Origin of the sequence: Pseudomonas sp. D3-10 (genome assembly GCF_051132175.1) — a bacterium.
Classification (GTDB): Bacteria; Pseudomonadota; Gammaproteobacteria; order Pseudomonadales; family Pseudomonadaceae; genus Aquipseudomonas.
Map to the genome: position 1 here is coordinate 404726 of NZ_CP071668.1, position 12378 is coordinate 417103.

The window sequence follows — 12378 nt, forward strand, 5'->3', positions numbered from 1 at the left end:
TCAAAGATTGTCAGACAATAACGCACTGCAATGTGGCGCCGTCAATCGATAATGACCCGTTTTGGTGCATGCAAAACCATCTGCACATAAACTGGTTAAACCTTGAGCAATTTCCGCTATAATCCGCGCCCCCCTTTTTCGGCTGGCCGTTCGCGCGCTGTTTTCATGAAACTAATCGTAAAAGTCTTCCCCGAGATCACCATCAAGAGCCGCCCGGTACGGATGCGTTTCATCCGCCAGTTGGCCAAGAACATCCGTGCCGTGCTCCGTGACCTGGACCCGGCCGTGGTGGTGAACGGTGTGTGGGACAACCTCGAACTGGAAACCCGCGTCAGCGAACCCAAGCTGCTGAAGGAAATGACCGAGCGCCTGAGCTGCATGCCGGGCATCGCGCATTTCCTGCAAGTTGACGAGTACCCGCTGGGGGACTTCGACGATATCCTCGCCAAGTGCATGCTCCATTATGGTGATGCACTGGCCGGCAAGATCTTTTCGGTCCGCTGCAAGCGCGCCGGCAAGCACCCGTTCAGTTCCATGGACGTGGAACGTTATGTCGGCAGCCAATTGCGCCGGCAGTGCGGCGCCGCCGGGATTTCGCTGAAAGATCCGCAAGTTGAAGTGCGCATCGAAATTCGCGACCAGCGGTTGTTCGTGATCCACAGCCAGCACGACAGCATCGGCGGTTACCCGTTGGGGTCACTGGAGCAAACGCTGGTGCTGATGTCCGGTGGCTTCGATTCCACCGTCGCCGCTTACCAGATCATGCGTCGCGGCCTGATGAGCCATTTCTGCTTCTTCAACCTCGGCGGGCGCGCCCATGAGCTGGGCGTGATGGAAGTGGCGCACTTCATCTGGAAGAAGTACGGCAGTTCCCAGCGCGTGTTATTTGTGAGCGTGCCGTTCGAGGAAGTCCTGGGCGAGATTCTCGGCAAAGTCGATAACAGTCATATGGGCGTCATTTTGAAGCGTATGATGTTGCGTGCCGCGACGAGCATCGCCGACCGCCTGCACATCGACGCGCTGGTGACCGGCGAGGCGATTTCCCAGGTATCGAGCCAGACGCTGCCGAACCTGTCGGTGATCGACTGCGTGACCGAGAAACTCGTGCTGCGCCCGCTGATCGCCAGCCACAAGCAGGACATCATCGACACGGCGAACGAGATCGGCACCGCCGATTTCGCCCGGCACATGCCCGAGTACTGCGGGGTCATCTCGGTCAATCCGAAGACGGCGGCCAAGCGCGGGCGCGTGGAGCACGAAGAGAAAGAATTCGACATGGCGGTACTCGAGCGCGCGATCGAGAACGCCAGGCTGGTACCGATCGATCGGGTCATCGACGAATTGGGCCAGGACATCCAGATTGAAGAAGTCGGCGAAGCGCTGGCCGGTCAGATCATCATCGACATCCGTCACCCGGACGATGCTGAGGACGACCCGCTGAGCATCGCCGGCGTCGAGGTACAAACGATGCCGTTCTATGCAGTGAACGCGCGTTTCAAGGAACTGGACCCTACTCGCCAGTACCTGCTGTATTGCGACAAAGGCGTGATGAGTCGCCTGCATGCTCACCATTTGCTCAGTGAGGGGCATGCCAATGTGCGCGTTTATCGACCGAGCTAAGTGCCCGGGGCTGTTTGCCTGTGGCCTGCGTCACCGGCCCCCCGACGCCGCCGACACGCTGTAACTGTCGGACTCTACTGTAAATCGCTGCCACGACCTGTCAGCACACCGAATCCTCTGATCGAGATACACAAGTGATCGAAAATCTACGCAACATCGCCATCATTGCTCACGTTGACCATGGTAAGACCACCCTGGTAGACAAACTCTTGCGTCAATCCGGCACCCTGGAGCGCAACGAGCTCAACGACGAGCGCGTGATGGACTCCAACGACCAGGAAAAAGAGCGCGGTATTACCATCCTGGCGAAAAACACCGCCATCAACTGGAACGGCTACCACATCAACATCGTGGACACCCCGGGCCACGCCGACTTCGGTGGCGAAGTAGAGCGCGTGATGTCGATGGTCGACTCCGTGCTGCTGCTGGTTGACGCCCAGGACGGCCCTATGCCGCAAACCCGTTTCGTGACCAAGAAGGCCTTCGAAGCCGGCCTGCGTCCGATCGTGTGCATCAACAAGGTTGACCGTCCAGGCGCGCGTCCGGACTGGGTTCTAGATCAGATCTTCGACCTGTTCGACAACCTGGGCGCCACCGAAGAACAGCTGGACTTCAAAGTCGTCTACGCCTCGGCCCTGAACGGCATTGCCGGTCTGGACCACACCGACATGGCTGAAGACATGACCCCGCTGTACCAGTCGATCGTCGACAACGTACCTGCACCGGCCGTTGACCGTGACGGTCCGTTCCAGATGCAGATCTCGGCACTGGACTACAACAGCTTCCTGGGTGTGATCGGTGTTGGCCGTATCGCCCGTGGTCGCGTCAAGCCGAACACCCCGGTCGTGGCTATCGGCGCCGACGGCAAGCGCCGCAACGGTCGTATCCTGAAGCTGATGGGTCACCATGGCCTGCACCGCGTTGACGTCGAAGAAGCTGCCGCCGGCGACATCGTCTGCATCAGCGGTATGGACTCGCTGTTCATCTCCGACACCCTGTGCCACCCGGACACCGTTGAAGCGATGAAGCCGTTGACCGTCGACGAGCCGACCGTTTCCATGACCTTCCAGGTCAACGACTCGCCATTCTGCGGTAAAGAAGGCAAGTTCGTGACGTCCCGTAACATCAAGGAACGTCTGGACAAAGAGCTGCTGTACAACGTTGCACTGCGCGTTGAAGAAGGCGACTCGGCTGATAAGTTCAAGGTTTCCGGCCGTGGCGAACTGCACCTTTCGGTACTGATCGAAACCATGCGTCGCGAAGGCTTCGAAATGGCTGTAGGCCGTCCGGAAGTGATCATCCGTCTGGTTGACGGCGTGAAGCACGAACCGTTCGAAAACGTCACCATCGACCTGCCGGAAGAATCCCAGGGCAAGGTGATGGAAGAGATGGGCCTGCGTAAGGGCGACCTGACCAACATGGTGCCGGATGGCAAAGGCCGTGTACGTCTGGAATACAACATCCCTGCTCGCGGTCTGATCGGTTTCCGTAACCAGTTCCTGACCCTGACCAACGGTGCTGGCATCCTGACCTCGATCTTCGACCGTTACGACGTGATGAAGTCGGGCGACATGTCCGGCCGTCAGAATGGCGTTCTGGTTTCGGTTGAAACCGGTAAGGCACTGACCTACTCCCTGGAAACTCTCCAGGCGCGTGGCAAGCTGTTCGTCGAGCACGGCCAGGAAATCTACGGCGGCCAGATCGTTGGTCTGAACAGCCGTGACAACGACCTGGGCGTGAACCCTACCAAGGGCAAGAAGCTCGACAACATGCGTGCTTCGGGTAAAGACGAAACCATCGCCCTGGTTCCACCTGTTCGCTTCACTCTGGAACAGGCCCTGGAATTCATCCAGGATGACGAGCTGTGCGAAGTGACGCCGAAGTCGATCCGCCTGCGCAAGAAGATCCTGGACGAAAGCGAGCGTACCCGCGCCGCCAAGAAAGCCAAGGCCTGATTTAGCCCAGGCTGAATGAAAAACGCCCCCGGTTGTGAGACCGGGGGCGTTTTTTTGTGCCCGGTTTTATGGAGTGCCTGTGAGGGCCCCTTCGCGAGCAGGCTCGCTCCCACAGTGGTTCTTTGTCGGACGCAAGATTGTGAACAACATAAGGCCCTTGTGGGAGCGAGCCTGCTCGCGAAGACGGTATTGCAGGCGCCGCTAAACCCTCAGTCGATCAAAATTTGTCCAGCGTCCGCGGATTCCGCTCGCGCTCCACTTCCTTGGGCTTGTACGCGCAATAACCCGGCCGTGGCCCGACCCGTGGATGGTTGCGGCAGGTGTCCGGGCGCTTCTCGTAGATGGTGCACAGCCGGCTCTTTCGGTCCAGGTACAGGCAATCGTTGTTGCTCATGCGTTGCAACGTGAAGATTTCCGATTTCTGGTTGTAGCGCTCGACGATCCCTTCCTTTTGCAGGCGCTTGGCGATGTTCTTCGGCGGGTCGCCCAGTTCGAACTCATCGACGATGCCAATCCGGATCAGATCCTTGATCTTCACCTCCACCGGCAGCGTGCAGCAGCTCGACACGCAGGAACCGCACATCGGGGCGGAGTACTTGGCCCAGGTATCGAGTCGGTCGATCTCCGCGGCGGCGATCAGGTTGGGCTTCATCATCGGCGTGTACCAGCATGCATCAGGGCGCGCGATCATACCGGGACTGGTGAAATTTTGAACGACCATCTGCCGGTTTTTTTTGCGTCCCGACAAAACCCGCCCTTACCGGCACGGCCCCTGCATTCATTCGTCCATCGGCAATTCCTTGGCGACGATTCTCCGGCGCCGACGGAAAAACCACCGAACCAAGAGCCTTTACCGTCTGTCAGACCGACTAGGCTCAGACAATTCCATGCTCGTTCGAGGTCTCATCAATGACTCAAGAACCACTTGTTCGCGAAGCTGAGGTTGCGGCATTTCGCGACGCTGTGTTGACCAAACTCACTTATGCCGTCGGCAAGGATCCCGATCATGCGTTTGATCACGATTGGTTCGAAGCCATCGCCCTTGCCGCCCGCGACCACATGGTCGAACACTGGATGGACCACACGCGGCAGATCTACCGCAAGGGCCAGAAGCGTGTCTATTACCTCTCCCTGGAATTCCTCATCGGCCGCCTGCTCTACGACAGCTTGAGCAACCTCGGCCTGCTGGACACCGCCCGCGAAGCGCTGACCGAGCTGGGTGTCGACCTGGAACGCATCCGTCTGCTGGAGCCCGACGCGGCCCTGGGCAACGGCGGCCTTGGCCGTCTGGCGGCGTGCTTCATGGAAAGCATGTCGACACTGGGTATCGCCGGTCATGGCTACGGTATTCGTTACGAACACGGCTTGTTCCGCCAGGCGATTGTCGATGGCTGGCAACAGGAGCAGACCGAGCACTGGCTGGATTTCGGCAACCCCTGGGAATTCGAGCGGCCTGAAGTCGTCTACCCAATCGGCTTTGGCGGCAGCGTCGAAACCGTCACCGACGAAACCGGCAAGACTCGCCAGGTGTGGTCCCCGGCCGAAACCGTGCGGGCCATCGCCTATGACACGCCGGTGGTCGGCTGGCGCGGCGCCAGCGTCAATACCCTGCGCCTGTGGCGTGCCCGGGCCATGGAAGAACTGCACCTGGAGCGCTTCAATGCCGGCGACCACCTCGGCGCCGTAGCCGAAGTGGCCCGGGCCGAAAGTATTTCCCGCGTGCTGTATCCGGCCGACAGCACCGAGGCCGGCCAGGAGTTGCGCCTGCGCCAGGAGTACTTCTTTGTCGCCGCTTCGCTGCAGGACTTGCTGCGTCGTCATCGCAACATGCACACCTCGGTGCTGACCCTGGGCGATCACGCGGCGATCCAGCTCAACGACACGCACCCGTCCATTGCCGTGGCCGAGCTGATGCGCCAATTGGTGGACGTCTACGATGTGGCGTGGGACGCGGCCTGGCAGATCACCCAGGACACACTGTCCTACACCAACCACACGTTGCTGCCTGAGGCCCTGGAAACCTGGCCGGTAGGGTTGATGGAGCGCATGCTGCCTCGGCACATGCAGATCATCTACCTGATCAACGCCCAGCACATCGATTCGCTGCGGGCCAAGGGCGTGCATGATTTCGACGTGCTGCGCTCGGTGTCGCTGATCGAGGAAGACAACGGTCGCCGGGTGCGCATGGGCAACCTGGCGTTCCTCGGCTCCCACAGCGTCAACGGCGTGTCCGGGTTGCACACCCAGTTGATGCGCAGCACGGTGTTCTCCGAGCTGCACAAGCTCTATCCAGAGCGAATCAACAACAAGACGAACGGCATCACTTTCCGCCGCTGGCTGTTCCAGGCCAACGCCGAATTGACCTCGATGATGGTCGACGCTCTGGGGCCTGGCGTGCTCGACAACCCCGAGGAACGGCTGATCGAGCTGGAGCCGTTCGCCGACAAGCCGGCGTTCCGCAAGCAGTTCGCCGAGCAGCGCCTGCACAGCAAGAAAGCCTTGGCTTACTTGATTCACGAGCGCCTGGGCATCGCCGTCAACCCGGCGGCGATGTTCGACGTGCAGGTCAAGCGCATCCACGAGTACAAACGCCAGTTGCTCAACCTGCTGCACACCGTGGCGCTGTACCAGGCGATTCGTGCCGAGCCGGAAGTGGACTGGGTACCGCGGGTAAAGATCTTCGCCGGCAAGGCCGCCGCCAGTTACCACCAGGCCAAGCTGATCATCAAGCTGACCAACGACATCGCCCGGGTGGTGAACAACGACCCGACCGTGCGCGGTCTGCTCAAAGTGGTTTTCCTGCCCAACTACAACGTCAGCCTGGCCGAAAGCATCATTCCGGCGGCGGACTTGTCGGAGCAGATTTCCACCGCCGGTTTCGAGGCGTCGGGCACCAGTAATATGAAGTTCGGCCTCAACGGCGCGCTGACCATCGGCACCATGGATGGCGCTAACGTGGAGATGCACGAGCGCGTCGGCGATGAGCACATGTTCATCTTCGGCCTGACTGCCGAGCAGGTGGAAGCGCGCAAGCGCAACGGTGAGTTCAGCGCCGCGCCGGACATCGCCGCCTCCCATCGCCTCAACGATGTGTTGCAGGCGATTCGGGGCGGGGTGTTTTCCCCGGACGATCCGATGCGCTACACCGGATTGGTGGATTCGCTGGTGGACTACGACCGCTTCCTGGTCTGCGCCGATTTCGATGCCTACTGGAACGCCCAGGTGAAGGTCGAAGAGAAGTGGCACGACTCCAAGCAATGGTGGCGCTCGGCGGTGCTCAACACCGCGCGCATGGGCTGGTTCTCCTCGGACCGGACCATTCGCGAATACGCCACCGATATCTGGAAAGCGCTGGAATAACGCTTGCGAGAAATGTGAGCGAAGCCCAACGACGGTTGGGCTTCGTCGATATACTAAGCGCCTGATTCGCCGGGTTGTGAAGCCGGATTCAGTACTGGAAGCGCCAACGATCCACTGTGGGAGCGAGCTTGCTCGCGATAGCGGCATGTCAGGCAAGATCACTGTCGCCTGAAACGACGCCATCGCGAGCAAGCTCGCTCCCACAGGGTTTTGGGGTTTCCACTAGACTGATCCAGGCACCGCATCCTCCCGGTCATGCCCGCTAGGGGCCGCTTAGGGATATCGACCATATGCAATGGATTTTGACACTGTTGGGCCTGGCACTCGGCTGGGTGGTGGACGAGTCGTTCGCCGATGCGCTGATAGGCGCGTTGGTCGGGCTCGGCATCGCCCAGTCGTTTCGACTGGGGCGCTTGGGTATCCAGGCGGCCAAGCAACAAATCCTGTTGCAAGAGGCCCAGCAGAGTCTGCTCACCTTGGAAGCGCGGCTGGCGGTGCTCGAACGCGGCAAGGCCGCCCAGCCGAGTGATCCGGCGCCGGCGGCCGAGGCCGTCGCGCCCCAGGCTCCAAAACCCGAAGCCCGCACCGAGCCGGAGCTGGTCTGGGAACTGCCGCCAGACCTCGAACCCATCTCCGTCATGAGCACCCAGGCCAGCCAGCCGTTGCCTGATGAAATCTGGAGCCCTGCGCCGGCCGCTTCCAGCCGTCCCTCCAATCGTGACTTTGCGCCGTTGCCCCTTGAATCGACGTCGCCTGCGCCTGCGGTTCCCCGTGGCCCGAATCTGCTCGATCGCGCCATCACCGCCGCGCGCAACTGGCTGTTCGGCGGTAATACCGTGTTGCGGGTCGGGGTGGTGTTGTTATTCCTCGGCCTGGCATTCCTGTTGCGCTACGCCACCGAAGGCATGGTGGTGCCGATCGAATTGCGCTATGCCGGCGTCGCGGCCAGCGCGCTGGGCCTGTTGGGCCTGGGCTGGTGGTTGCGCCAACGTAACAACAGTTATGCATTGATGCTCCAAGGCACGGGCATTGCGGTGCTGTACCTGACCGTGTTTGCCGCCATGCGCCTGCATCCATTGCTCGATTCCAAGGCAGCGCTGGCCTTGCTGGTGGCGGTCACGGTGTTCTCGGCGATCCTGGCGGTCACCCAGAATGCCATGGGCCTGGCGGCGGCCGCGGCGCTGGGCGGGTTTGCCGCGCCGATCCTCACCTCCACCGGCAGTGGCAACCACGTCGGGCTGTTCAGCTATTTCATCCTGCTCAACGCCGGCATCCTCGCGATTGCCTGGTTCAAGGCCTGGCGCCTGCTCAATCTGATTGGCTTTGTTGGTACTTTCGGCATTGGTTTCGCCTGGGGTTTGCGTTCCTATACGCCGGAATTGTTGTGGAGCACCGAACCGTTCCTCATTGTGTTTTTCCTGATGTATTTGGTGATCGGCTTGCTGTTCACCCGGCGCAAGCTGATGGAAATGAGCGATGGACCCGACGATGAAAGCCGCGATGCGATGTTGCGCTGGTCGGCCCGCAAGGGTGACTACCTCGATGGCAGCATGCTGTTCGGCCCTCCGTTGGTAGGCTTCGGTTTGCAGTTCGCGTTGGTCCAGCACCTGGAATTCGCCGCAGCGTTCAGTGCTTTGGCCCTGGGCATGATCTACATGGGTCTGGCCCGCGTATTGATGGGCGGTCGCGCCGTGCTGCTGGCTGAAACCTGCCTCGCCTTGGGCGTGATTTTCAGCAGTCTGGCGATTCCGCTCGGCCTCGATGCCCGTTGGACTGCCGCGGCATGGGCGGTGGAGGGCGCCGGCATCTTCTGGCTGGGCCTGCGCCAACAACGGCCCTTCGCGCGAGTCTTTGCCCTGTTGCTGCAATTGGGTTCGGCGCTGGCCTTCGTCAGCGAATTGCATTCAGGTGAAGGCAGCCTGCTGGAAGGTTCTTGGCTGGGTGCGTTGATGCTCGGTGGTGCCTTGCTGTTCAGCTTCTATCAGTTGCGCAAGGCAGAGCCTGACCATATCGCGAGCTGGGAGCGCCAGGGCCAACCCGTGCTGGCGGTGCTGGGCCTGGGCTTCCTTTATTTGCTGGCTCCTCTGTTCTTCTCCACCCACGGCACCGCCATCGCTTGGGCATTGGCCGGCCTGGCGACGCTGTTCGTTGGCCTGCGCCTGCAATCACGTAGCTTCTTGTTTACGGCGTTCGCCGTGCAACTGCTGGGCGGTGCGTTGTTCCTGGTGCGCCTGCAAGGTGCGGACGGGGATTCGACGGCCGTGTTCAGCGCTGGCTGGAGCGGTTTGCTCAGTGCTTCGCTGATTGGCCTGGCATTGATCGGCGGCATGCTGCTGGCGGCGCGCGACGACATGGTGCGCAACGATGTGCGGTTGCTGCGTGGCTTGTCGGTGGTGTTGCTGGCGGGACTGGTGCTGATCAATCTCGCGGTGCTCTTCGTCCTGCCTTGGCAAACGGCGAGCGGCGTGTGGGCGGCCAGCGGCCTGTTGATCATCTGGTTGAGCCTGTACCTGAAGCAGCGGGTGAGTTTTGTCTTCGGCTTGCTGCTGCAATTGCTGGGCGGTGCGGCGTTCCTCACTGCGGGGCCGGCGCTGTTGGGGGCGCTCGATGCCGAGGATCTTCGTCCGCTGGCCCACAGCGGTTTCTGGACACCATTGGTTCTTGGACTGGCGGCGCTGGTGGGTGCATGGCGGCTGCAACGGGCGCATTCGGCGAAGGAGCTCGACGCCTTGAGTTTGCGGCGCCTGTCCGAGCTGTTGCTGATTTGGGGCGCCGGTTGGTGGGCGCTGGCATGGGTCAGCGAAGTGCTGCGCTTTGCCCCGGCCAACCTGCAAGGCAGCTTGTTGCTGATGGTGGCGGCGGCCAGCGTGGCGGTGTGGAGCGTCTTGTCGCTGCGTTTGAAATGGCCGGCGCTGGGGCTGTTGGGCACCTTGCTGATCCCGGCGGCGTGCTGTGTGCTGGTGGCGACCGGGCACAGCCGTTACCACCCGGCGGCGGATTTCGGTTGGCTGGCCTGGCTTGCGGTGTTCGCCGTGCATTTCATGTCCTTGAAACGGCTCGCGCCGATACTGCCGGCCCAGGCGCGCAGTACAGCTCATGTGCTCGGCTGCTGGCTGCAGATGACGGTGTTGATGCTGGAGCTGCGTTACGGCCTGCTGTTGCTGTCTGAGCAATACAACGCCTGGCGCTGGTTGGCCTGGGCGATCCTGCCGAGCCTTTACCTGGTGCTGGTGTCAACGCCGCGCAGCTTGCCCTGGCCGGTATCGGCTCAACCGCGCGAATACCGCGTCTACGCGGCGGCACCGATGGCGCTGTTGATGCTCGGTTGGTTCTGGCTGACCAACACCTTCAGTGACGGCAACTCTGAGCCACTGCCCTATGTGCCGTTGCTCAATCCCTTGGAGCTGGGCCTGCTGTTCGCCTTGTTCGGTATTTACGTGTGGGCCCGCAACGCCGTGGAGCAGTCGACAAACCGTTGGAGTCGCGTCGGGCATATCGCTCAGTTGACCGCCGGTGTGTCGCTGTTCGCGTTCTTCACTGCCGTGGTGATGCGCTGTGCGCACCAGTGGATGGGGGTTGCGTACGAACTGGATGCGTTGCTTGAATCCATGTTCGTGCAGGCCGGTCTGTCCATTGTCTGGACCTTGATTGCCTTGGGCCTGATGATCGGCGGTCACCTGCGCCATCGCCGTGAGGTGTGGCTGATCGGCGCCGCGTTGATTGCTGTCGTCGTGGCCAAGCTGTTCTTCGTCGAATTGAGTAACCGTGGCGGTCTGGCGCGGATCGTGTCGTTTATTGGCGTGGGCGTGTTGTTGCTGGTGGTCGGCTATTTTGCGCCGCTGCCACCGAAACGTCCGGAGCCGGCCGCCGATGCCGAGCCGCCGATGCCTGTCAGTGAGGGAGTGTCGTCTTGAGTCGCAAGTTAAGTCGAATCGGGTTGGGCGTGGTCGGGCTGTGGGCAGCCTTGTCGGCGACGGCGCAGGAGCAACCGCAGGATTTTGCCCATCAGGTGCCGTTGGCCTTGAGCGGCGAGGGGCCGTGGTATCGCTTGCCGTTACCGTTGGACGTCCAGTTGCAGGCGCGGCAAACCGACCTCAGTGACCTGCGGGTCTTCAACGCCGCCGGGCAGGCCCAGGCCTATGCGTTGGTGCGCGAGTCGGCCCAGAGCCGGGAGAATCGCACCCTCACCGATGTGAAGTGGTTCCCGTTGTACAACGCCGCGGACGACAGCGAGCGCGCGCCCAGCGTGCGGGTGCAATCGAACGCCAACGGCACGTTGGTGCAAGTGCAGCCGTCCAGCCGACTCGAAGCGGGGGAAGAAGAACTGCGCGGCTGGCTGCTCGATGCCAGCGCAATCAAGGCACCGTTGCAGCAGTTGATTCTCGACTGGACCAGCGAGCGCGACGGCTTCCAGCGCTTCACCATCGAAGCCAGCGATGACTTGCAGCATTGGCAGGCCTGGGGGGAAGGGCAGGTCGCCCGGCTGACATTTGCCGATGAGCGGGTCGAGCAGCACGAAGTGAACCTGCCCGGGCAATCGGCGCGGTACTTGCGGTTGCTGTGGGATTCTCCGTCCTCGGCGCCGGTGCTGACCTCAGCCCAACTGCAAAGCGCCAGCCGCGAAAGCCTGCCGCTGCCGTTGGTCTGGTCGCAACCGCTTGCCGGCAACACGACGAAGGCCGGTGAGTACACATGGCAGTTGCCGATGGGGCTGGACATCGAGCAGGTGCAGGTGGAGCTCAGCCAGGCCAACAGCCTGGCGCCAGTGACCCTGGCCGGTCGCCGTGAAAGCAGCCATCCGTGGCAGCCGATGGGCGGTGGCTTGCTCTATCGCCTGACCCAGAACGGTCAGGACGTGCAGCAAAACCAGCTGCAGTTGTCCGGCCAGACCGTTCAACAATTGAAGCTGACGGTGGATGAGCGCGGCGGCGGTCTGGGCACCGAAGCGCCTGCGCTGCGTTTTGCCGTGCGTGCGACCCAGGTGGTGTTCCTGGCACGGGGCGAAGGGCCATACCAGCTGGCACTGGGCAGCGCGACGGTAAAGGCGGCCAACTTGCCGTTGACCACGCTGATTCCGGATTACAAACCGTCACGCCTGGCGGCGCTGGGTGCGGCGAAGGTGAACGGAACCACTACGTTGACGCCAACGGTTGAAGCGGTGCCTGCGGTCGTTGACACCAACTGGAAGAAAATGGGCTTGTGGGCGGTGTTGCTACTGAGCGTGCTGTTCCTCGCGGCGATGGCGTTCAGCCTGTTGCGCAAGCCGCCGGTCAAGAACTGAGGTGTGTTCATCGTCGGATCGCCGCCCGGAGCAAGCTCGCTCCCACAATAGACCGCATTCGTTAGAGCAACTCGGTCAACTTGTGGAAGCGAGCTTGGTCGCGATGGCGCCTTGTCAATCAACATAAATACCCAAGCGGGCCCCACCCCGTGAACTCAATCC

At 61.6% G+C, this 12378-nt stretch carries 6 protein-coding genes; 5 read left to right on the top strand and 1 reads right to left on the bottom strand.

Annotated elements, in window-relative coordinates:
- Positions 1-165: 165 nt before the first annotated feature.
- Positions 166-1620 carry a tRNA uracil 4-sulfurtransferase ThiI gene (gene thiI / locus J3P90_RS01810; protein WP_420766324.1) on the top strand — a complete coding sequence of 485 codons (1455 nt, stop codon included), beginning with the start codon at positions 166-168 and terminating at the stop codon, positions 1618-1620.
- Between the two features lie 134 nt (positions 1621-1754).
- The gene (typA, locus tag J3P90_RS01815; RefSeq protein ID WP_420766323.1) at positions 1755-3575 is read left to right on the top strand and encodes a translational GTPase TypA; all 1821 of its coding nucleotides are present in this window, start codon (positions 1755-1757) and stop codon (positions 3573-3575) included.
- A gap of 217 nt (positions 3576-3792) precedes the next feature.
- Here typA and J3P90_RS01820 read toward each other — a convergent pair whose 3' ends face one another.
- Positions 3793-4230 carry a YkgJ family cysteine cluster protein gene (locus J3P90_RS01820; protein WP_003196865.1) on the bottom strand — a complete coding sequence of 146 codons (438 nt, stop codon included), beginning with the start codon at positions 4228-4230 and terminating at the stop codon, positions 3793-3795.
- Between the two features lie 254 nt (positions 4231-4484).
- Here J3P90_RS01820 and J3P90_RS01825 point away from each other — a divergent pair, with 254 nt between their 5' ends.
- The 3 genes from J3P90_RS01825 (at position 4485) to J3P90_RS01835 (ending at position 12216) form a co-directional block, all read left to right on the top strand.
- Complete coding sequence (locus J3P90_RS01825; RefSeq protein WP_434561124.1) at positions 4485-6935, top strand: glycogen/starch/alpha-glucan phosphorylase; 2451 nt, start codon at positions 4485-4487, stop codon at positions 6933-6935.
- A gap of 290 nt (positions 6936-7225) precedes the next feature.
- Positions 7226-10849 carry a DUF2339 domain-containing protein gene (locus tag J3P90_RS01830; RefSeq protein WP_434675753.1) on the top strand — a complete coding sequence of 1208 codons (3624 nt, stop codon included), beginning with the start codon at positions 7226-7228 and terminating at the stop codon, positions 10847-10849.
- Positions 10846-12216: a DUF3999 domain-containing protein gene (locus J3P90_RS01835; protein WP_434649290.1), complete on the top strand. Its 1371-nt coding sequence runs from the start codon at positions 10846-10848 to the stop codon at positions 12214-12216. The genes J3P90_RS01830 and J3P90_RS01835 overlap by 4 nt, the downstream gene beginning before the upstream one ends.
- Positions 12217-12378: the final 162 nt, after the last annotated feature.